Annotated in this window: 21 protein-coding genes; 4 read left to right on the forward strand and 17 right to left on the reverse strand. The window is 70.5% G+C overall.

Annotated elements, in window-relative coordinates; translation table 11 throughout:
- A partial coding sequence (locus M3B01_RS11425; RefSeq protein ID WP_259792206.1) for a glycerol-3-phosphate dehydrogenase/oxidase occupies positions 1-1,716 on the reverse strand: 1,716 nt, incomplete at its 3' end.
- Between the two features lie 139 nt (positions 1,717-1,855).
- Between M3B01_RS11425 and M3B01_RS11430 the strand changes: the two genes are divergently transcribed.
- A complete protein-coding gene (locus M3B01_RS11430; protein ID WP_259792207.1) occupies positions 1,856-2,815 on the forward strand; it encodes a sugar-binding transcriptional regulator in 960 nt (319 codons plus the stop codon).
- A gap of 149 nt (positions 2,816-2,964) precedes the next feature.
- Here M3B01_RS11430 and M3B01_RS11435 read toward each other — a convergent pair whose 3' ends face one another.
- From M3B01_RS11435 to M3B01_RS11445, 3 genes are read right to left on the reverse strand one after another with little or no spacing between them, the layout of a single operon-like run.
- Positions 2,965-3,414, reverse strand: coding sequence for an ASCH domain-containing protein (locus tag M3B01_RS11435; RefSeq protein WP_259792208.1), 450 nt, complete (start codon positions 3,412-3,414; stop codon positions 2,965-2,967).
- Positions 3,411-4,283, reverse strand: coding sequence for a formate dehydrogenase accessory sulfurtransferase FdhD (gene fdhD, locus M3B01_RS11440; RefSeq protein WP_259792209.1), 873 nt, complete (start codon positions 4,281-4,283; stop codon positions 3,411-3,413). Before fdhD ends, M3B01_RS11435 begins: the two co-directional genes overlap by 4 nt.
- Positions 4,284-4,329: 46 nt before the next feature.
- On the reverse strand, positions 4,330-5,598 hold the full coding sequence (locus M3B01_RS11445) for an ATP-binding protein (protein ID WP_259792210.1): 1,269 nt from the start codon (positions 5,596-5,598) through the stop codon (positions 4,330-4,332).
- Positions 5,599-5,831: 233 nt separating this feature from the next.
- Here M3B01_RS11445 and M3B01_RS11450 point away from each other — a divergent pair, with 233 nt between their 5' ends.
- Complete coding sequence (locus tag M3B01_RS11450) at positions 5,832-6,179, forward strand: hypothetical protein (RefSeq protein WP_193866447.1); 348 nt, start codon at positions 5,832-5,834, stop codon at positions 6,177-6,179.
- Between the two features lie 144 nt (positions 6,180-6,323).
- Here M3B01_RS11450 and M3B01_RS11455 read toward each other — a convergent pair whose 3' ends face one another.
- The 11 genes from M3B01_RS11455 to M3B01_RS11505 all read right to left on the reverse strand — a co-directional run bounded on the left by M3B01_RS11455 (position 6,324) and on the right by M3B01_RS11505 (position 15,624).
- Positions 6,324-6,797 carry an SRPBCC family protein gene (locus M3B01_RS11455; protein ID WP_259792211.1) on the reverse strand — a complete coding sequence of 158 codons (474 nt, stop codon included), beginning with the start codon at positions 6,795-6,797 and terminating at the stop codon, positions 6,324-6,326.
- Between the two features lie 163 nt (positions 6,798-6,960).
- Positions 6,961-7,920, reverse strand: coding sequence for an ABC transporter substrate-binding protein (locus M3B01_RS11460; protein WP_259792212.1), 960 nt, complete (start codon positions 7,918-7,920; stop codon positions 6,961-6,963).
- A gap of 118 nt (positions 7,921-8,038) precedes the next feature.
- Positions 8,039-8,701: an ABC transporter permease gene (locus M3B01_RS11465; RefSeq protein ID WP_193866444.1), complete on the reverse strand. Its 663-nt coding sequence runs from the start codon at positions 8,699-8,701 to the stop codon at positions 8,039-8,041.
- Complete coding sequence (locus M3B01_RS11470) at positions 8,698-9,378, reverse strand: ABC transporter permease (RefSeq protein ID WP_193866443.1); 681 nt, start codon at positions 9,376-9,378, stop codon at positions 8,698-8,700. The genes M3B01_RS11465 and M3B01_RS11470 overlap by 4 nt, the downstream gene beginning before the upstream one ends.
- On the reverse strand, positions 9,375-10,214 hold the full coding sequence (locus tag M3B01_RS11475) for an ABC transporter ATP-binding protein (RefSeq protein WP_193866442.1): 840 nt from the start codon (positions 10,212-10,214) through the stop codon (positions 9,375-9,377). Before M3B01_RS11475 ends, M3B01_RS11470 begins: the two co-directional genes overlap by 4 nt.
- A 75-nt stretch (positions 10,215-10,289) precedes the next feature.
- Complete coding sequence (locus M3B01_RS11480; protein ID WP_259792216.1) at positions 10,290-11,078, reverse strand: class II glutamine amidotransferase; 789 nt, start codon at positions 11,076-11,078, stop codon at positions 10,290-10,292.
- A gap of 115 nt (positions 11,079-11,193) precedes the next feature.
- Positions 11,194-12,021 carry an amino acid ABC transporter permease gene (locus M3B01_RS11485; RefSeq protein ID WP_259792218.1) on the reverse strand — a complete coding sequence of 276 codons (828 nt, stop codon included), beginning with the start codon at positions 12,019-12,021 and terminating at the stop codon, positions 11,194-11,196.
- Positions 12,018-12,716: an amino acid ABC transporter permease gene (locus M3B01_RS11490; RefSeq protein WP_259792220.1), complete on the reverse strand. Its 699-nt coding sequence runs from the start codon at positions 12,714-12,716 to the stop codon at positions 12,018-12,020. The genes M3B01_RS11485 and M3B01_RS11490 overlap by 4 nt, the downstream gene beginning before the upstream one ends.
- A gap of 67 nt (positions 12,717-12,783) precedes the next feature.
- Entirely contained in the window at positions 12,784-13,785 is a 1,002-nt protein-coding gene (locus tag M3B01_RS11495; protein ID WP_259792221.1) for a glutamate ABC transporter substrate-binding protein, read from the reverse strand.
- A 71-nt stretch (positions 13,786-13,856) separates the two neighbouring features.
- A complete protein-coding gene (locus M3B01_RS11500) occupies positions 13,857-14,663 on the reverse strand; it encodes an amino acid ABC transporter ATP-binding protein (protein WP_311203226.1) in 807 nt (268 codons plus the stop codon).
- A gap of 160 nt (positions 14,664-14,823) precedes the next feature.
- The gene (locus tag M3B01_RS11505) at positions 14,824-15,624 is read right to left on the reverse strand and encodes a hydroxymethylpyrimidine/phosphomethylpyrimidine kinase (RefSeq protein ID WP_259792223.1); all 801 of its coding nucleotides are present in this window, start codon (positions 15,622-15,624) and stop codon (positions 14,824-14,826) included.
- A 236-nt stretch (positions 15,625-15,860) separates the two neighbouring features.
- Between M3B01_RS11505 and M3B01_RS11510 the strand changes: the two genes are divergently transcribed.
- The gene (locus M3B01_RS11510) at positions 15,861-16,430 is read left to right on the forward strand and encodes a GtrA family protein (RefSeq protein ID WP_259792225.1); all 570 of its coding nucleotides are present in this window, start codon (positions 15,861-15,863) and stop codon (positions 16,428-16,430) included.
- 23 nt (positions 16,431-16,453) lie between these two features.
- The gene (locus tag M3B01_RS11515) at positions 16,454-17,677 is read left to right on the forward strand and encodes an aminotransferase class I/II-fold pyridoxal phosphate-dependent enzyme (protein ID WP_259792227.1); all 1,224 of its coding nucleotides are present in this window, start codon (positions 16,454-16,456) and stop codon (positions 17,675-17,677) included.
- Between the two features lie 99 nt (positions 17,678-17,776).
- On the opposite strand, the gene M3B01_RS11520 is transcribed toward M3B01_RS11515, so the two are convergent.
- Together M3B01_RS11520 and M3B01_RS11525 are read right to left on the reverse strand one after the other, a co-directional pair.
- Entirely contained in the window at positions 17,777-18,748 is a 972-nt protein-coding gene (locus M3B01_RS11520; protein ID WP_259792229.1) for a hypothetical protein, read from the reverse strand.
- A 132-nt stretch (positions 18,749-18,880) separates the two neighbouring features.
- The coding region (locus tag M3B01_RS11525; protein ID WP_259792231.1) for a 3-hydroxyacyl-CoA dehydrogenase family protein at positions 18,881-20,231 on the reverse strand (1,351 nt) is incomplete at its 5' end.

Raw genomic sequence — 20,231 nt, forward strand, 5'->3', positions numbered from 1 at the left:
GGCCGGGGAGACGGCCGCGGCCGCCTCGTCGTCGCTGTGGGACGCCTCGGCCTCGAGGCGGGCGGCGATGAAGGCGCGGTAGGTCTCGACCTCCGTGCGGGTGCGGGCCTCGTCCCAGCCCAGCTCAGGGCCGACGATCGCGGCGATCTCCTCGGCGGCGCCGACCCCGCGGTCGCGCACCTCGTAGTCCAGGCGCAGGCGGCGGGTGATGACGTCGGCCAGGTGGACGGCGCCCTCCGCGCGGGCGGCGTACAGCACCTCGGCGCGCAGGTAGCGGGGCGCCTGCTCGAGCGGCTCCAGCAGCGAGGGGTCCTCCTCGGCCAGCGCGAGCACGTCGGTCAGCAGGGCGCCGTAGCGGAACAGCAGCCGCTCCACCCGGATCTCGTCGAAGCCGTGGCGGGCGGCGAGCTCGGCCTGGTCGCGCTTGAGTTCCGCGTATCCCTGCGCGCCGATGATCGGCACCGAGCGGGTGAGGCTGTGGCGGCCGGGGTAGGTGTCCTTGACGGCGAAGTCCACGATGTCCTCTGCCATCACCCGGTAGGTGGTGTACTTGCCGCCGGCGATCGCGGACAGTCCCGGCTCCATGCGCATCACGGTGTGCTCGCGGGAGACCTTCGAGGAGGAGCCCTCGGACTTCTTGATCGGCTGCAGCAGCGGGCGCAGGCCCGCGTACACGCCGATCACGTCGTCCCGGGTGAGGTCCTCGGCCAGCACCTCGTTGGCGTGCTCGAGCACGTAGTCGATGTCCTCGCTGGTGGCGGCCACGTGGTCGGGGTCGTGGGTCCACGGGGTGTCGGTGGTGCCGATGATCCAGTACTCGTCGGAGGGGATCAGGAACAGCACGGACTTCTCGGTCTTGGTGATCACGCCGGTGTCGCGCGCGGCGGGGATCCGGTCGCGGGCGATGGTGATGTGGATGCCCTTGGAGGCCAGCACCTCCAGGCCCTTCTCGGAACCGGCCAGCTCCTGCTGCTCCTGGGTCCACACACCGCCGCCCAGGATGGTCTCGCAGGCGTGGACATCGAACTCGTCCCCGGTGAGGACGTCGCGCACACGGGCGCCGGCGATCCGCTCCCCGTCGCGCAGGTAGCCGATGACCTCGGTGTAGTTGGTGACCGCGGCCTCGTACTGGGCGGCCGAGCGCACCAGCATCATCACGAAGCGGGCGTCGTCCATCTGGGCGTCGAAGTACTCCAGGGCGCCTACGATCTTCTCGCCGTCCAGCGCCGGGAAGTACTCGAGCATCTTCTTCTTGAGCAGGTGGCGGTGCATGGGCACGGCGCGCTTGCGGCCGATCATCTGCATGGCGTCGTACAGCATGACGCCGGAGCCGATGAAGGCGCGGTCCACGACCTTGTGGAAGAAGGGGAACACGAAGCTGATGGGGTGCACCAGGTGGGGCGCGGTGTGCTTGATCAGCAGGTCGCGCTCGCGCAGGGCCTCGGCCACCAGCTTGAAGTTGAGCATCTCGAGGTAGCGCAGGCCGCCGTGCATCAGCTTGGAGGAGCGCGAGGAGGTGCCGGAGGCCCAGTCGCGAGCTTCGACCAGGCCTACGGACAGCCCGCGGGTGGCGGCGTCGAAGGCGGCCCCGGCACCGTTGACACCCCCGCCGACCACCAGCACGTCCAGCGGGTTCTGGGCCGTCGCGTCGCGCAGCCGGTCCAGGTGCTCCTGGCGGGAGGCGGGCGTGAGGGTGGCGGCGCTCTTGTTCGGCACGGGGCGCTCCTTCGCGTAGAGGTTCGGCTGCCCGGGCGGACTGGGGGTCCATCGCCAGACGACCGGGACTTAGGACCCAGGATGGCGCTAACGTGCGGGGCTCGGCAAGCGGGGTGCACGAACGTGCAACACTGGGGGCATGGCCCAGGATGCACGGCAGCAGAGCGCCTACGAGGCTGCACGGATGTACTACGACGAGGGCCAGACGATGGGGGCCATCGCCTCCGCCTTCGGCATCTCCCGCTCCACCGTGTCCCGCCTGCTTCGCGATGCCCGGGAGCAGGGGATCGTGCGGATCACGCTGCGGCCCCCGGGGGTGCGCCGCCTGGCGGACCTGCGCTCGGCGATCGGTCAGCGCTACGGCGTGCGCACCCACGTGGTGCCCACCAGGCCCGACAGCTCCGAGCGGGAGCGGTTGCGCGCCGTGGCGGCGGATGCCGCGGGCGTGGTCGAGGACCTGCTGCAGCCGGATCAGGTGGTGGGCATCGCCTGGGGCACCACCGTCACGGCGGTGGTGGAGCAGCTGGCGCCCCGACCCGTGCTGGGAGCGCAGGTGGTGCAGCTGAACGGGGCGATCAACACCGAGGGCTCGGGCCTGGCCAACGTGTCCACCGTGATGGATCGGGTGGCCTCGCGCTGGTCTGCCACGGTGCACCACTTCCCGGTGCCGGCCATCTTCGACTATCCCTCCACGCGGGAGGCCATGTGGCGCGAGCGCTCGGTGCGGCACGTGCTGGAGATGCAGCGCCGCTGTCGTCTGGCGGTGTTCGGGGTGGGCGCCTTCGATGCCGAGGTGCCCAGCCAGGTCCACGCCAGCGGTTACCTCACGGAGGACGATCTCGCCCAGCTGTACTCCGACGGGGCGGTGGGGGACGTGTGCACCGTGTTCCTGCGGGCCGACGGGTCCTGGCGCGACGTGCGCATGAACCAGCGCTGCTCGGGGCCCAGCCCCGCGGCGCTGGCCTCGATCCCCCGGCGGGTGCTGGTGGCCTCCGGTGCCCGCAAGGCGGTGCCCCTGCGTGCGGCGCTGCGGGCGGGGTGCGCGACGGACCTGGTGCTCGATGAGGCCACCGCCGCGCGCCTGCTGGCGCTGGATTGAGGCGCCGCGACTGTGCCCGTACGGACTGGTACGGCCCTATGTGGGCGGGGACGTGCCCGTCTGGCTGGAGGATGCGACCGCCGTGAGCGCGGAGGCGATCGCGGCACTCGGGGACTGAGCCGGTCCTCGATACCGCCGCTCCGACACCGTCACGCTACGAACAGTAGGCGGAACCTCTCGCACACCACCGCCATGTCCAGGGTGACACTGCGGGGATCCTCCCCGTGCTCGCGCCAGAACGCCTCGTGCACCCGCCGCCAGTGGGCCAGGGAGCGGTCGCCCTCCCCCTCGGCATGCGCATGGGCGGCGTCCACCTGGTCGAAGGGCACCACGCTCACCCGGGTCGTCTCGAGCACCGCCCGCGGCCGGCCGGCACCGTCCAGCACGATCGAGAGGTCGCCCTCCCGGGGAAGGGGGTCGCCTGAGACTCGGTAGTCCTGCAGGGAGGAGGCGGTGGCTGTCTTGATGCCGTCGAGCACCAGGGCCAGCAGCTCGTCGGCCTGCTCGGGGGTGGCCCCGAAGGCCCAGGCCTCGGGGAGCTCGCACGGCAGCGCGGGGCAGCTTCTTCGCGCGGTGGCCCAGAAGGCGTCGAGGCTCACCCCTCGGCGTCCGTGAGGTCCAGGCGCTCGGGGTGGGTGTACACGTTCATGCGGCCGTCGCCGTCGTCGAAGGCACGCGTGAAGCCGACCAGCGTCATCCCCACCTCCTGGGCGGTGTCGATCGCCAGTGAGCTGGCAGCCGAGACACAGGCCAGCAGGGGGATCCCGGCCATGAATGCCTTCTGGGCGATCTCGAAGCTGGCACGGGAGGAGACCAGCAGGAAGCAGTCGTTGAGCGGCAGGCGGTCCTCGAGCAGGGCCCAGCCGATCACCTTGTCCACCGCGTTGTGGCGGCCCACGTCCTCCCGCACCACCAGCACCTCGCCGTCCCGGGTGACCAGGGCGGCGGCGTGCACTCCCCCGGTGCGGGAGAACACGGCCTGGTCGTCGGTGAGGTTGCGGGCGGCATCGAGGATGGCGCGCGGATCCACCGTCCAGCTGCCCATCAGCACGTAGCGGCCCTGCTGCCGCACCGCGTCGATGCTCTCGGAGCCGCACACCCCGCATGCCGAGGTGGTGGTGAAGCGCTTGGTGGGAACCTGCTGCAGCTGCGGGCGGGCGGTGGTGAAGTCCATGACGTTGTACGTGTTCTGCGCGAACCCGCTGCCGTCGTCCACCACCGCGCCGTCGCAGTAGCGGGCCTCGACGATGTCCTCACGGGAGGCGATGATCCCCTCGCCGTGCAGGAAGCCGTGGATCAGCTCCACATCGCTGCCGGGGGTGCGCATCGTCAGGGAGAGCTGCTGGCCGTTCAACCGGATGTCCAGGGGCTCCTCGACGGCGACATGGTCGCCCTTGCGGCCGGCGTACAGCCGACCGTCCCGCACTCGCACGGTGCGGATCCGCTTCGTCTCGGTCACCCTGCCCATGGTCAGAGCCTAGTTGGTGCATGCCGGCAGTTCCGCGCGGAGCCGTTCAGGATCCGAGGGCAGCGAGCGGGAACGTGGACACGCCGTTGTCCAGCTGCATGGTCGCTCCCGTCCCCGTGACGACGGCCGTGAACACCGGGGGCCCGGCGTGCGTTGCGATGTCCTCCACCGTCACTCGGAGCTTTTCAGCGGCTGCCCCAGCTGCGCGGCCTCCGAGCTTGACCTCGACCGCGGCCCAGCGTCCCCCCGGCCAGGTGAGGACCGCATCGATCTCCCTCCCGTTCGAATCCCGATAGTGATGGACCTGGGCGCCCGAAGCCTCGCCAAGCGCCATCAGGTCATGCACAACTGCGGACTCGAAGATCAGCCCGAGAGTCTCAAGGTCCCGCCTGAGATCGGCTGACGTCGCCCCGAGAGCAGCGGCCGACAGGACAGGATCGGCCAGATGGTACTTCGGCGACGTTCGCACCCGAGCCTTGGATCGAAGCCGCGGGATCCACGCGGGGACCGCCTCAACGACGAACATCCGACGGAGCACTTCGATAAGGCTCGCCAAGGTTTCACGAGCCATCGATCCCGCCACCGGCTCGAGGTCCTTCAGTATCGCCGCTTGCGTGACTTCCGAGGCGGTGGACCGCGCAAAGGAACGCAGCAACTGGTCGATGACAACGGGCCTCTGTCGCGTGGAGGCGAGCCGGGGAAGGTCGGTACGCGCCACCTCTCCGAGGTATGCCCGGGCCTGCCGCAGTGCACCCTCTTCCGAAAGGTCCACCAGCCCCGGAAAGCCGGAGCGCACCACACCCGCGATGACATCGTCAAGAGTCGGAGCAGCAGCGACAGTCTCCACGGGCTCTCCATCAAGGAGAGACCGCAGGGAGACCGAGCCCGTAGAGCATCCCTTCTCAAACCAGGTCAGAGTGTGCTCCCGAACCCTGAGGAAGCGCCCTGCACCGGAATGTCGCGTCACATCGTCAGAAGGGACCGCTGACCCGGTGAGGATGAATGACCCCCGATGTCCGCCGAGGTCGACTTGTCGACGCACCCGGTTCCACATCTCAGGCATCACCTGCCACTCATCGAGAAGCCGGGGCTGTGCACCGTCCAGCAGCACCTGCGGTGCGACTTCGGCGAGCTCTTGGGCCTCCGGCGAATCGAGGAAGACGTAGCTCTCCGCCAGATTCAGAGCCGTCATCGTCTTCCCACACCCCCGTGGCCCCTCGATGATCACCGCCCCGGAGCCGGCCAAAGCCGATGACACGACTGCGTCGACCACGCGCGGGCGATACGCCACGCCGAAGTTCGTCAAGGTGTCCACGCCGCCACTCTAGAGGACGAACGATGCAGGTCACAGGTTGTGTCCGGCATTCTGCAGGATTCTTGATCGACATCCTGCAGAACGACTATTCGACATTCTGCAGAAGGCCAGGTCGGCAAGCTGCAGACACCGGTTCCGGTTGCCCGCCACCCACCCGACTGTCGCGTACTGTTCGAGGCAACGGGCCACCTCCAACCCAGAGCACACGTGCCCCACACCGCGAGGGAGCCTCGATGTACCGGACCCGGATATGGCCGCTGCCGATCTTGATCGCCACCCCCTTGCTGGTCTGGGCCTTCCACGATCGCGCCGGCTGGGGGCACTCGTTCGGCGTGGTGGTGATCGGTCTGCTGCTGACGATCCTGGCCGTGAGCTGCAGCGCGCTGCCGTACAGCACCTTCCGCACCGCCGTCACCGGGATCGTGGTGCTCTGCGTGGTGGCGCCCTTCGCCTCCGGGATCGTCTACGGGGATCCGCTGGTGGCGGTGCCGTTCCTGGCCGCCCTGGGGGGCGCGGCCGCTCTGGTAAGGGCGCCGCAGGCGCCCCGGCCACCGCAGGCGGGTGCGCCCGCCCCTCGCTGAGCAGGCTCGACGGCGCCCGCTGAACAGCCCGCAGCCCACCCCACCGAGGTGGCGGGGCGGGCTGCGGTGCAGGGACCGGTCCGGGGGCCGACGCAGTCGGCGTGGCCGGTTCCGGACCGGCGGGATCGGCGCGGGTGCGACCGATCAGTTCTTGACGACGGCGCCGGCGAGCAGGTTGAGGGACTCCTCCAGGTCGTCCGCCGGAATGGCCGGGAAGCCGACCTCCTTGGCGAGCTTCTCGTCGACCTTGGACCAGTCGTAGGTCAGGGACACCTCGGTGGAGTCGGCATCGACGGGCTTGAGCTCGTACAGCCACTCCCAGCCCCCGGGCTCGTCCTTGTTCTTCTCCTGGGCGGGCTGCCAGCCGATCATCTTGTTCTCGTCGAAGGCGGTCACGTGGTTGTGCATCACGTAGTCGCCGCCGTTCATCTCGGCGTGCATGTTCATCACGAACTTCTCGCCGGACTTGGTGATGCGCTCGGTGTTCTCGGCAGAGCGCACCATGCCCGAGCCGTCGAACTCGTGATGGCGGGCAGGCAGGGTGAGCACCTCGAAGATGTCCTTCGCGGGGGCGTCGATGGTGCGGGTGACGGTGAGGGAGGTCTGGTTCTGGTTCATGTCGCCACCATGCCGCACACGCCTGGAAATGTCACCCACACTTCGAGATCGTCCCCCGGGCGCCGAGACCTGGTTATCGAGCTGACCTGCGGTGACGTCGACCGCTCGACCGCGCGGTTCCGCGACCGTGAGTCGCACCGGCGGGCGCAGGATCGGGTGCGCGTCAGACCAGGCCCTTCTCCCCTAGCCAGTCCGTGGCGATGGTGGCGGAGTTCGCCTGCTCCTCGACGCTGCGCTGGTTGATCGCCACCAGGTCGTCAGCGCTGAGCTGCTCGATCACGCGCTCGATCGCAGCGGCGGCGGTCTCGTCGACCTTCTCGGTGACCAGGGGAACCACGTTCTGCGGCAGGATCATCGACTCCGGGTCCTCCAGGACCACAAGGTCGTTGGCGGCGATGGCGGGGTCGGCGGTGTAGATGTCCGCCAGCTGCACGTCACCATCGGTGAGGGCCTGCACGGTGAGGGGGCCACCGGAGTCCTCCACGGGCACCACGGTGACATCGACCCCGTAGATGCTCTTGGCGCCCTCGGGGCCGTACGGACGCACCTCGAACTCGCTGTTGGCAGCGATCCTCAGATCCGGGATGCCGGCCAGGTCCGCGATCGTGGTCAGGGAGTGCTCCTGGGCGAACGCAGCGGTCGTGGTGTACGAGTCCTGGTCGGAGGCCTCGGCGAAGTCGAGCACCCGCAGCGCCCCGGGCAGGGCCTCCCCGAGCGCGGAGTGGATCTCCTCCGGCGAGGCGCTGGGGGCGTCCGGCTCGTAGTGCTGCAGCAGATTGCCCAGGTACTCAGGCAGCACGTCCAGCGACCCGCTCTCGAGCTCCGGCACGTACACCTCGCGCTGCCCGATCTGGAACTGCCGCTCGACGGTGAAGCCCTCGGCCTCGAGCACCTGAGCGAACAGCTCCGCGATGATCTCGTTGGAGTAGTAGGCCTGCGAGCCGATGACGAGCGTGCTGGAGCCCCCGGCACCGCCGCCGTCCGATGGCGCCGCTCCCTCCCCGCCGCCCTGCGCGGTGTCCTCCTCGAAGGGGTCGGAGCTCGAGCATGCGGCCGCGCCGAGCACGACCCCAGCGGTCCCCCCGGCTGCGAGCAGGGAGCGTCGGGTGCTGCGAATGGTCATGGCGAACTCCTACGGGTGGGTTCGGACGGGCTCGGGGCTCGAGGAACTCGGACGGGCTCGGGACCGTTCCAGGGTACGGGCCCGCGCGGGCCCGACCTCGACCATCCGGTCACCGGCCTCACACGCCGCGGGGCGCGGTGAGCCGCTGGACGCCCAGCAGCAGCAGGTCCAGAACCAGCGCCAGGGCGATCACCAGCACGGAGCCTGCGATCATCTGCGGGTAGTCCTGCGAGCCCAGTCCCAGGAAGATGTACCGGCCCAGACCACCGTTGCCCACGTAGGCCGCGAGCATGACGGTGGCGACGACCTGCACCGTCGCGCCGCGCAGCCCGCCGATCAGGAGCGGGAGGCCCAGTGGGATCTCCACCCGCGTGAGGATCTGCATCTCGGTCATGCCCTGCGCGCGGGCCGCGTCCACAGTGGCCGGGTCCGCCGATTCCACGGCGGAGTACGCGCCGGCCAGCAGGGACGGTACCGCGAGCACCACGAAAGCAAGCAGCGGGGCTGTGAGGCCGATGCCCATCAGCAGGGCGAACAGGGTGACCAGGCCCAGGGTGGGCAGTGCGCGCGCCGCCCCGGCGGCCATCACGACGATCCCCTTCCCGCGCCCGGTGTGCCCCACCAGCAGGCCCAGCGGGATCGCGATCAGGGCAGCGACCAGCACCCCGAGCGCCGTGTACCCGAGGTGCTCCAGCATCCGCGCGGGGATGCCGGAGGGGCCGGTCCAGCGTGCGGGATCGGCCATCCACTCCAGAGCCTGCCCCAGGGGACTCCCGTTCATGCCGCCGCCCCCGTGCGCTCGCGGCCCCGGGAGCGCCGCGGGGCGCCCCGTCGGGTCCAGGGCATCAGCATGCGGCCCGCCAGGACCAGCAGTGCGTCCAGCATCAGGGCCAGCACTGCGGTGAGCACCACACCGGTGAGGATCTGCACCGGGATGCCGCGTCGGAACCCGTCCACGAACAGCATGCCCAGGCTGGGGACCCCGAGGACTCCCCCCACGGTCACCAGCGACACGGTGCTGACCGCCACCACTCGCAGCCCGGCCAGCAGCACCGGGCCGGCAAGCGGCAGCTCCACCGCCCAGAATCGGGCCGCCGGTGCGTACCCCTGGGCAGTGGCGGAGCTGAGCACGTCGCGGTCCACCGAGCGGAAGGCGTCGGAAGCAGAGGGCACCATGAGCGCGAGCCCGTACAAGGTGAGCGCCAGGATTATGTTCACGGGGCTGCGGAACCCCGTGCCCAGCATGCCCGGAAGGAGCACGAACAGCGGCAGGGAGGGAATCGCGTACATGAGACCGGAGGCGGTGGTGATGCCGGTGCGCAGCCAGCCGGCGGCATTGGCCAGCTTCGCGAACGGCAGGGCGAGCAGGAACGCGATCAGGATGGGCGGCAGCGACTGCGCCAGGTGCGCTCCCGTGTACGCCACGATCTGGTCGAGGTTGGACTGCAGCCAGTTCACGTCATGTGCTCCCCGGCGGTGCGGTCATGGTCGAGCACGCCGGTGGCCCGCCCGTCGGCGTCGACCACCACGCGCCTGCCGTCGACCTCCTCGAGGTGCAGGGTGCGCGTGCCGCGGTCCGCACCCACGAAGCGGGAGACGAAGTCATCGGCAGGTCGGGCCAGGATCTCCCGCGGGGCGCCCTGCTGGGCGATGATGCCCCCGGGACGCAGCAGCACCACGCGGTCCCCCACCAGGAATGCTTCGTCGATGTCGTGGGTGACGAAGACGATGGTCTTGCGCAGCTCGCGCTGGAGGCGGAGCAGCTCCTGCTGCAGGTCCGCCCTGACGATCGGGTCCACCGCGCCGAAGGGCTCGTCCATCAGCAGGATGTCCGGATCCGCTGCAAGGGCCCGCGCCACCCCCACGCGCTGCTGCTGGCCACCGGAGAGCTGGGCGGGGTACCGGGTGGCGACCTGCTGGTCCAGTCCCACCAGCTCCAGCAGTTCGGCGGCGCGGGTGCGCGCATCGCGACGCGAGGTGCCGCGCAGCACGGGGACGGTGGTGATGTTGTCCAGCACGGTGCGGTGCGGAAGCAGCCCGGAGGCCTGCATGACGTAGCCGATGGAGCGGCGCAGCTGCACAGGGTCCAGGTGCGCCACGTCCTCGCCGTCGATCAGCACGCGCCCGGCAGTGGGGTCGACCATGCGGTTGATCATCCGCATCAGGGTGGTCTTGCCGGAGCCGGAGGAGCCCACCAGGACCACGCTCCGGTGCGAGGGGATCTCGAGGGTGAAGTCCTCCACGGCCACCGTGCCGCCGGGGTACTCCTTGCGGACGTTCTCGAATCCGATCACCGTGTGCTCCGTACGACGGGGAGAGGCGGTGTGCTCCGCCGGGCGACCCACAGTAGCGGAGATCGCCGCGGCCTCTCAGACCGGGATCGGCACGATCGCCGGGTGGCGCATCACCGAGAGGGTGCGACGGTCCACCACCAGGGCCTCTCCCTGCTCGAGCTCGAGGTGGTCGGGCTGTGGGATGCCCGTGGACGCCACGATCACGCGCTCGGGGTCGATGCGGTAGCGCAGGGTGTAGTTGTCCGGGTGATGGTGGGGCTTGGCCTGTGCCGGGTCGTGCTGCTGGTACGCCACCAGCAGGTCCGGGGTCATGTACAGGCAGTTCAGTGCCTCCGGCACCCGGGTGCCGTAGCGCAGGCACAGGGCGGTGATCTCCGCGGCGGCGCGCTGCACGGCGACGACCGGCTCCTCGGTGCGGGCGTGCAGCTCCACCAGGGAGAAGTACAGCTCCGAGTCCGTGGTCCCTTCGGGCACGCGGCCACCGCGGGAGAGGATCTCCTCGCGCAGGGGGCCCGAGAGGTCGAACTGGCCGTTGTGGGCGAACACCACGTCGCCCTCGCGGAAGGGATGGGTGTTGGTGATCTGCAGAGGCAGGCCGGGGCTGGCCTTGCGCAGGTGCACCAGCATCATGGGGCCGTGCGCGGCGGCGAGCGCCTCCCGGTAGGCGGTGGACTCGCGGGCGACGTCCAGCTGCCGCAGGATCTGCGGGGTTGACCGCTGGGCGGGGCCGTCCTGCTCGAACCACGCCACGCCCCAGCCATCCCGGTGCAGCTCCGACAGCTCCGTGAACGGCTCCAGCTCGTGGGCGATGGCACGGTCCAGGGAGATGCGCTCACGGCTGACGACACCGAGCAGACGACACATGGGAGGGTCCTTCTTCCGTGGGACGGGGGTTCCGCAGCGGGTGTTCTCCGGAGCGGGTTGTGCTGGGGGAGTTCGACGGAGCGAGGTCGCGCAGCAGCGGGTGCACGCTGCCTGCTCAGCCGCCCGTCGCGCGCGCCTTCATCCGTGCGTCCAGCGTCAGCGCCACCCGGGTGAGCAGGAAGTTGATGGCGATGTAGATGACCGAGACCACCACGTAGGTCTGCACCAGGTAGCGGGTGATGGAGACCATCGTCTTGCCCTGGAACTGCAGCTCGTTGAAGCTGACCACGTAGCCCAGCGTGGAGTCCTTCAGCAGGGTCACCAGCGCCAGGATCAGGCTGGGCAGCACCAGGCGCACGGCCTGCGGCAGCACCACGTGGAGCATGGAGTCGCGCGGGGTCAGGCCGATCGCGGCAGCGGCCTCGTGCTGGCCCTTGTCCACGGCGTTGATGCCGGCGCGGAACACCTCGGCGGTGGTGGCGGAGGAGACCAGGATCATCGGGATCACCAGCATCCAGAACCGCGGCACGTTCACCCCGTAGGCGGGCAGGGCCAGCAGGAACGCATAGACCACCAGCAGCATGGGGATGCCACGGAAGAACTCGATCCAGCAGGTCACCGCCGCGCTGAGCGGGGTGATGCGGGAGAGCCTGCCCAGGGCCAGCAGCAGGCCCAGCGGGAAGGCGACCACGGCGGCCATGGCGGTGGCCTTCAGGGTGCCCATCAGGCCCTTGCCCAGGAAGGCCAGGTAGTCGGCGCGCAGGTACACCACCCACTTGCCGGGATCGAGCTCGCCGTTCATCGCGAACTGCCGCAGCCCCAGCGCGATCACGCCGAGGATCACCAGCACGCTGAGGATCGACAGGACCAGGATCCGACGGCGGCCCTTCGGGCCGGGCGCGTCGAACAGCACCTGGGTGGCGGTGTTGGTGCGTGCGCTCATGCCTGCGCTCCTGCCTGCACGTCGAGTGCGCGGTCAGGGCTGCGACGGCGGGTGGCCGACGGGGACACGGCGCGCTCCAGCACCCCGCCCAGGTAGGCGCCGCCCAGGGACAGCACCAGGTACACGGCACCGGCCACCAGGAACATGGCGACCGCCTGGGCGTACTGGATGTTGAGCCTTTGGGTGACGCCGGTGATCTCCATGACCGCGATCGCGGAGCACAGTGAGGAGCCGATGACGGTTCCGATGAACACGTTCACCAGCGGCTGGATCATGGTGCGGAACGCCTGGGGCAGCACCACGTGGCGCAGGGTGCCGAAGAATCCCAGCCCGATGGAGCGCGCGGCCTCCGCGTGCCCCACCGGCACCGTGTTGATGCCGGAGCGCACGTTCTCGCACACGAAGGCAGCTGAGGACAGGGTCAGGCCCAGCACGCCGCACCAGAAGTACGGCAGGGTCAGCCCCACGTCCGGCAGTCCGAAGGCGATCAGGATCAGCAGGCTCAGCAGCGGGATGTTGCGGAAGATCTCCACGTACACCGTGGCCGCCCACCGCAGCGGCGGGATCGGGCTCACCCGGCACACGGCCAGCACCGTGCCCACGACCAGGGCGAAGACGTAGCCCAGTAGGGTGAGCGCGACGGTGGTCGCGATGCCCTGCAGCAGCAGGGGGATGTTCTCGCTGATGGCGTGCATGGGGACCTTCCTGGGGCGCCGACGGGGCCGCGCTGTCGGGCGGGCCCCGTCGGTCAGGCGATGAGGATCAGGCGGGCAGGTCGCCGGGGACGGGCGGCTCGGGGGCGTCGCCCGGGACGACCTCGCCGATGGTGGCGGTCCAGAGCTTCTCCCAGGTGCCGTCGTCGATGATCGCCTGCAGGAAGGTGTTGACGAAGTCCAGGGCGTCCTCGTCGTCCTTGGACAGGCCCACGCCGTAGGGGTCGTCCACGAAGGGCTCGCCCACCACCACGACGTCCGGATCGGCCTTGGAGTTGCCCAGCAGCACGCCCTGGTCAAGCACGTAGGCGTCGGCCCGGCCCTGCTTGAGGGCGGCCACGCAGGACTCGTTGTCCGGCAGCTGCTGCACATCGCCCGGATCGGTGACGTGCTCCTCGATGGCCTGGATGCCGGTGGAGTTGGACTGGGTGACCAGGTTCTTGCCGGTGAGGTCCTCGGGCCCGGAGATCGATTCGGCGTCCTCGGCGCGCACCTGGATGGCGGTGCCGGAGAGGTAGTACGGGCCGGCGAAGTTGATGACCTCGAGGCGCTCGGGGGTGATCGAGTAGGTGGCGATCACGCAGTCCACGGTGCCGTTCTGCACCATGGTCTCGCGGGTGTCGACGGTGGTGTCGATGTACTCGACCTTGTCCGCGCCGTCCTCGCCCAGGATGTAGCGGGCCAGCAGCTGGGTGATGCCGGCGTCGAAGCCGGTGGGGTTGCCACCGGAGGTGTCGGCCAGGGAGAACACCTGGTTGGCGACGGTGCCGCCACGCTTGAGGATGCCGGCCTCCTTGATGCGGGTGGCCCAGGCGCTGGCCTCGATGGCGGCGTCCTCGGCGACGGGACCGGAGGCGACCGCATCGGCGAAGCCGCCGCCTGCGCCGCCCTCGCCACCGCCGTCGGAGCCGCCGCCGTCCCCGCCCTCGCCGCCGAGCGAGGGGCCGTCACCGGTGTCGGAGCCGCAGGCTGCCAGGGCGGCGCCGAGGGGCAGCGCGGCGGCGGCCGCGACCAGGGCACGGCGGCCGGGGCGGAAGGTGCTGGTGGTCATGGTGTTCTCCGTTTCATGGGGTGATCGTCAGGTGCGGGAGTTCGTGGGTGCCGGTCGGTGCCGGCCGGGTGTCAGTGAGGCAGGATCTTGGACAGGAACGCCTTGGCGCGATCACTGCGGGGGGCGGTGAAGAAGGCCTCCGGCTCGCCCTCCTCCACGATCTCGCCCTGGTCCATGTAGACCACGCGGTCGCACACGTGGCGGGCGAAGCCCATCTCGTGGGTGACCACGAGCATGGTCATGCCCTGCTGGGCGAGTTCGGTCATCACGTCGAGCACCTCGTTGATGACCTCGGGGTCCAGGGCGGAGGTGGGCTCGTCGAACAGCAGCGCCTTGGGCTTCATCGCCAGTGCGCGGGCGATGGCCACGCGCTGCTGCTGGCCGCCGGAGAGCGCCGCGGGCAGGGAGTTCGCCTTGTCCGCCAGGCCCACGCGCTCCAGCAGCTCCCTGGCCTGGGCCTCGGCCTCGGCTTTGGGGACGCCGCGCACCTTGCGCGGACCCAGGGTGACGTTGTCGATCGCCTTGAGGTGGGGGAAGAGGTTGAAGCTCTGGAACACCATGCCGACGTCGGAGCGCAGGGCGGTCAGGGCCTTGCCCTCCTCGGGCAGGGGCTCGCCGTCGATCAGGATCTCGCCGTCGGTGATGGTCTCCAGGCGGTTCACGCAGCGGCACAGCGTGGACTTGCCGGAGCCGGAGGCGCCGATCAGGGCCACCACCTCGCCGCGGTGGATGTCCAGGTCGATGTCCTTCAGCGCCTGGAAGTCGCCGAAGAACTTGGTGACCCCGCGCACCGAGATCAGGGGCTCGCCCGACTGCCTGGCACGCGAGGGCTCACGCTGCTCCGCGGGGGCGCCGGGTGTGCTGCTGGTCTCTTCCATGCACCGAGAATGTCTGGTGCGACCGCCTACTGTCCAGCAAGCGGAATAGTTGTTTACATTTCGGAATGTATTTGTGACCGCCCGGCGCTCATGGGGGCGGGCGCCGCAGGGTCCTCCTGCGGCGCCCGGTCACCCGTCGATGCGATCGGCCGGCTGTCGCTCAGCCCTGGTAGCCGCGCTGGTACACGGCGTCGAAGGGCAGGTGGCTGGGCTGGCGGTGCTCGATGGAGCTGTCCACCACGGCCTTGGCGGTGCGCGCGGCTTCGAGCGGGGTGGCGCCCTTGGCCAGCTCGGCGGTGACGGCGGCAGCGAGCGTGCAGCCGGCGCCGTGGATGCGGTCCTCGCCGGTCTTGGGGCTGCGCAGCTCGACGGTCTGCTGGCCGTCGTAGAACACGTCCACCGCGTCGGCGCCCTCCAGCACCACGCCGCCCTTGGCGAGCACGACCACGTCGTAGGCGTCGTGGATGCGGCGGGCGGCCTCGGTGAGGTCCTCCACCGACTCGATGGCGTCCATGCCGGACAGCGCCAGCGCCTCGAAGTGGTTGGGGGTCACGAAGGTGGCCTTGGGCAGGATCTTCTCCTTGAGTGCGTTGTCGGTGTCCAGCGCGTGGCCGAACTCCTGCCCCTTGCAGATCAGCACCGGGTCCAGCACCACGTTGGTGAAGGAGTGCTCGGCCAGGGCGGCGGCCACGACGTCGATGGTGGCCGGGCTGCCCAGCATGCCGATCTTGACGGTGTCGATGTCGTGCACGCCCGTGCAGGCCTCGATCTGATCGGCGATCACCTGGGGCTCCACGGGCACGAAGCGGTGGTTCCAGTTGTCCTTCGGGTCCATCGAGACGATGCAGGTCAGCGCCGCGCAGCCGAAGGTGTCGAGCTGGTGGAACGTCTTGAGGTCGGTCTGTGCACCGGCGCCTCCGGTGGTCTCGGAGCCGGCGATGGCGAGGGCGACGTGAGTCATGTGTCCTTCCTGAACTGTGCTGCGGGTCCCGATCGTGCGAGCCCGCCGGTGATGGGTGTGCCGCGGGCTCCCAGGGCTCCGTGCCCGTCCCTGCGGCGATGGCCGCGCGCTCCCAGGGCCTCCCGTGTGCCGGGCGCCCGTCGCAGCAGCCGGGTCGCGCGCTCCCAGGGCCACCCGTGTGCCGGGGACCCGTCGCAGCGACCGCAGTCCGATCCTACTCGGGTACAGTGCCGTGCGTGCCCAGGCCCGATGCCGTCACGGCCGAGGAGGCCGGCGCCCCACCCCGCCCGTCCCCGCACGGTGCCACCGTTGGCGAGCGCCCTGGGCGCGGTTCGGGCTCCTCCCCCCGTTCCCGCACCGGTGCCCTGGCCGCCGAGCACCTGCGGCCCACCCTCACGTTCCTCACCGTGGGCGGGCTGGTGTTCCTGTTCGACGCCGCGCTGTACAACCTGCTGGTGTTCTGGGACCCCGCGGAGGGATGGGGACAGGGGCTGATGCACGGCCACCCGCTGGCCGCCAAGCTGCTGACCATCGCGGTGGCCTCGTGCCTGACCTACCTGGGCAACCGCCTGTGGACCTTCGGGGACCGGCCCCGCCCCCACACGGCTCGCTCGATAGCGCTGTTCGTGCTGGTGAACCTGATCGCCGCGGGGCTGCAGCTGGGCTGCTTGGGCTTCTCCCGCTACGTGCTGGGCCTGGACTCAGTGCTGGCCGACAACGTCTCCGGGACCTTCATCGGGCAGATCGTCTCGACCACCTTCCGGTACGTGACCTACGGACGGTACGTGTTCCCCCGCGAGCGCTGACCTCGCTCTGACACACTCGGGCCATGGACACCTCCGGCCCCTGGACCCGCGCCTCCGGCGCCACCGGACTGCTCACCGACGGCATCGCCCGCCCCACGGTGTTCGCCCGCATCTCCGCCCGCGCCGCGCAGACGGGCGCGGCGAACCTGGGGCAGGGGTTCCCGGACACCGACCCGCCCCACAAGGTGGCCGAGGCCGCGATCGCAGCGATCCGAGCCGGCCACAACCAGTACCCGCCCGGGGCCGGCGAGCCCGTGCTGAGGGAGGCGATCGCGCTGCACCAGCAGCGCCGCTACGGACTCGACTGGGACCCTGCCGGGGAGGTGCTGGTGACAACCGGCGCCACGGAGGCGCTGGCGGCCACCGTGCTGGCGCTGGTGGAGCCGGGGGACGAGGTGGTCACCCTGGAGCCCTTCTACGACCAGTACGCGGCCCTGATCGCCCTGGCCGGCGGGGTGCACCGCACCGTCCCGCTGCGCATCGCGCCGGGTGCCGACGGGGACCTGGCCACCACGGTGGACGCCGCCGAGCTGCGCTCGGCCTTCGGTCCCCGCACCCGGATGGTGATCGTGAACTCGCCCCACAACCCCACCGGGGCGGTGCTGGATCGGGAGGTGCTGGTCGCGATCGTCGAGGAGGCGGTGCGGCACGACGCGCTGATCGTCACCGACGAGGTGTACGAGCACCTCACCTACGGTCCCGCCCACGTCCCGATCGCCACGCTCCCCGAGGCCCGTGAGCGCACCGTCTCGATCTCGTCGGCGGGCAAGACCTTCTCGGTGACGGGCTGGAAGATCGGCTGGGTCACCGCGCCCTCTCCCCTGGTCACCGCCATCACCGGGACCAAGCAGTGGCTCACCTACACCTCCGGGGCGCCCTTCCAGCACGCGGTGGCGGAGGGCCTGCGCATGCCCGACGAGGCCATCGCCGGCATCGCGGATGACCTGCGAGAGCGTCGGGACCTGCTGGTGGCGGGGCTGCGCTCGGTGGGGTTCACCGTGGGGGTGCCGGAGGCCGGCTACTTCGTGGTGGCCGATGCCGCGGGCCTGGGCGAGCCCGATGCCGAGGCGCTGTGCGAGCGCCTGCCCACCGAGGCCGGGGTGGCCGCGATCCCCCTGACGGCGTTCTACCGGCCCGGCAGCGCACAGTCCGCCGCGGCCGGCTCGCTGCTGCGCCTCGCGTTCTGCAAGGACCGCCCCACCATCGAACTGGCCCTGGAGCGCCTGGCCGGCTGGTCCGGCCGCTGATCACGGCACGCACCCGCCGATCCCTCCGACGGCCGCCACGCGGACGGCCCGCCCTCCCCGTGCGGGGTGGGCGGGCCGTCGGGCGTCACAGCAGGTGGGTCACTCGGCAGCGACCCACACCTCCTCACCGTCGAAGTCCAAGAGCACCGACACGTTGAACGAGCCCTTCTGGACGGCATCGGTGGGGATGGTGAAGGGGATGTTGAACTCACCGGTGCCGCCGTCGTACAGCTCTCCCACGTCCATCGCGTCGTTGGGGACCACGAGCGGAGCGGACATGTACGAGTTGCCGCTGTCGGCCACGTAGTTGGTGCTCAGCAGCAGCAGAGGCTCGACGCTGCCGGAGCCGCGGTAGGTGAGCGTGACGGGAACCATGATGTGGACCTCGCCCTCGCCCGGATCCTCGTTGAACTGGTTCGTCTCCTTGATCTCTTCGGTGGCGTCCCAGTTCACGTTGCCGAAGCTGATCTCCAGCTCGCCGTCCTCGGTATCGGGGAGGACGAAGGTCTCACCGGCCCCGTAGGGGTTCTCACGCGTGCCCTTGTCACCGTCGCCGGCAGGCTCGGTGGTGTCGTCCCCGCCCTCGGGCTCGGTGGTGTCATCCCCACCCTCGGGCTCGGTGGTGCCGTCCGGATCGGGTGTCTCCTCCTGGGTGGTGGTCGTGTCACCGCCACCCGTGGGCGGATCCTCCTCGCCACCACGGGTGAATAGGAAGATGCCGCCGCCGATGATGCCCACGATGAGGGCCAGCACGGCACAGCCGGCGCAGATCAGCAGGGGCAGCTTGGAGCCGGACTTCTTCTCGCCCTGCTGCGGGGCGGCTCCCTGCGCACCGTCCCCGTAGGACGGTGCGTAGCCGGAGTTCGGCGAGCCCTGGCCGTAGTCCGAGTAGCCGGCGTTGGGGGAGGGCTGGCCATAGGCGTCCTGGCCGTAGCCCCCCTGGCCGTAGGCGTCCTGCCCGTAGGCGGCGTTCGGCGAGGGCTGGCCGTAGCCGTCCTGGCCATTGCCCTGGGGTTGTCCGTAGGGATCGCCGGACTGCTGACCCCATCCGTTCTGCGGTGGCTGCGACATGTTCTCTCACCCGGCGCTGTAGCACAGCGCCGTACCCCTCTCACGACACGACGGTATGTCGGGCCCGTCGCCCGACACGCATATGGTACGTGTCCCGAGACACGTTCTCGGCCGCAGAATGTCGCTTTCCGATCACGAATCGGTGCCGGAGCCGAACCGGTTCCCATGAAAGGTGCGGCCGGCACCGCTCAGGGCCGCCCCACTGCTGTCCAGGTAGGGGGTGATACCGCCCCGGTGCCGCGGGAAGCCCGCCCCCAGGATCAGCGCGAGGTCCACGTCCTCCACGCGCTCGACCACATCGGCGTCGAGCATCAGTGCGATCTCCTCCGCGAGCCCCTCCAGCACGCGATCCAACAGGGCCTCCCCCACGGGAGCCTGCGCAGAACCGGTGCCGTCGGGAGCGAACACCTCCGCCACCACCGGGGACACCTCGGGCTGAACGCTGCCTCGGCGGGACTCGGTGAACCGCACCTTCCGCTCCACCATGGCCGAGAGCCCCGGGGACGCGTGGAAGCGGTCGCCCAGCTCCTGGACCAGCACCTTCCCGACATGGTCGGCGACCGCGTGACCCACCAGGTCCAGCAGGGCCAGCGGGCGCATGGGCAGGCCCAGCGGGTCCAGGGAGGTGTTCACCTCGACCGGATCGGCGCCGGCGTCGAGGGAGGCCAGCACCTCGCCGAGCACGCGGAACAGCAGGCGGTTGACGATGAAGCCGGGCGCGTCGGCGCTGCGCACGGCGAACTTGCGCAGGCGGCGCACCACCTCGAGACCGGTGGCCAGGGTGGCCTCGTCGGTGGCGTCGGTGTGGATCACCTCCACCAGCGGCATCTTCGCGACGGGGTTGAAGAAGTGCAGGCCGACCACGCGCTGCGGGTGCTGGAGATCCGCGGCCATGGCGCTGACCGAGAGCGAGGAGGTGTTGGTGACCAGCAGCGCCTCGGGATCCAGCACGCCCTCGAGCTCGCCGAACACGGACTTCTTGATCGCGAGGACCTCGGGGACGGCCTCGAGCACCAGGTCGCAGCCGGCGAGGTCGGCCACGTCGGTGGTGGCGTCCAGCAGCTCGGCGATCCGGGTGGCGGTGGTCTCGTCGAGGCTGCCGCGGGCGGCCGTCTGGGCGATGACCTCGCGCGCGGCGGCCAGGCCCTTCTGGGCGATGCCCTGGTCAAGGTCCCGCATGATCACCGGGACCTGCAGGCCCAGGGCGAGCTGGGCGGCGATCTGGGCAGCCATCAGGCCCGCCCCGGCCACGCCGACGCGGGTGATCTCCCGGGCGCCCTCGACGGGGGTGCGGCCGGGCTTGCCGCGGCGCAGCATCTCGGCGGAGTACAGCGAAGCCTTGGCTCCGTCGGAGCGCACCAGCTGCCCGAGGGCCGCGGATTCGCGTGCGAGCGCATCGGTCAGCTCGCTGCCGGGCAGCTGCTGGAGCAGTTCGAGAGCGCGGGCCGCGGCGGGGGCGCCCCGGGGCGCCCGCCCGGGCGGC

This window comes from Brachybacterium sp. p3-SID957 (assembly GCF_025144775.1).
GTDB classification, from domain to species: domain Bacteria; phylum Actinomycetota; class Actinomycetes; order Actinomycetales; family Dermabacteraceae; genus Brachybacterium; species Brachybacterium epidermidis.

Coding starts and splice junctions, on each gene's coding strand:
- M3B01_RS11430 (WP_259792207.1), top strand. CDS start 1,856: ATGGCCCAGGATGCACGGCAGCAGAGCGCCTACGAGGCTGCACGGATG.
- M3B01_RS11495 (WP_259792221.1), bottom strand. CDS start 13,785: ATGACCACCAGCACCTTCCGCCCCGGCCGCCGTGCCCTGGTCGCGGCC.
- M3B01_RS11490 (WP_259792220.1), bottom strand. CDS start 12,716: ATGCACGCCATCAGCGAGAACATCCCCCTGCTGCTGCAGGGCATCGCG.
- M3B01_RS11505 (WP_259792223.1), bottom strand. CDS start 15,624: ATGACTCACGTCGCCCTCGCCATCGCCGGCTCCGAGACCACCGGAGGC.
- M3B01_RS11450 (WP_193866447.1), top strand. CDS start 5,832: ATGTACCGGACCCGGATATGGCCGCTGCCGATCTTGATCGCCACCCCC.
- M3B01_RS11515 (WP_259792227.1), top strand. CDS start 16,454: ATGGACACCTCCGGCCCCTGGACCCGCGCCTCCGGCGCCACCGGACTG.
- M3B01_RS11460 (WP_259792212.1), bottom strand. CDS start 7,920: ATGACCATTCGCAGCACCCGACGCTCCCTGCTCGCAGCCGGGGGGACC.
- M3B01_RS11455 (WP_259792211.1), bottom strand. CDS start 6,797: ATGAACCAGAACCAGACCTCCCTCACCGTCACCCGCACCATCGACGCC.
- M3B01_RS11480 (WP_259792216.1), bottom strand. CDS start 11,078: ATGTGTCGTCTGCTCGGTGTCGTCAGCCGTGAGCGCATCTCCCTGGAC.
- M3B01_RS11500 (WP_311203226.1), bottom strand. CDS start 14,663: ATGGAAGAGACCAGCAGCACACCCGGCGCCCCCGCGGAGCAGCGTGAG.
- M3B01_RS11520 (WP_259792229.1), bottom strand. CDS start 18,748: ATGTCGCAGCCACCGCAGAACGGATGGGGTCAGCAGTCCGGCGATCCC.
- M3B01_RS11485 (WP_259792218.1), bottom strand. CDS start 12,021: ATGAGCGCACGCACCAACACCGCCACCCAGGTGCTGTTCGACGCGCCC.
- fdhD (WP_259792209.1), bottom strand. CDS start 4,283: ATGGGCAGGGTGACCGAGACGAAGCGGATCCGCACCGTGCGAGTGCGG.
- M3B01_RS11465 (WP_193866444.1), bottom strand. CDS start 8,701: ATGAACGGGAGTCCCCTGGGGCAGGCTCTGGAGTGGATGGCCGATCCC.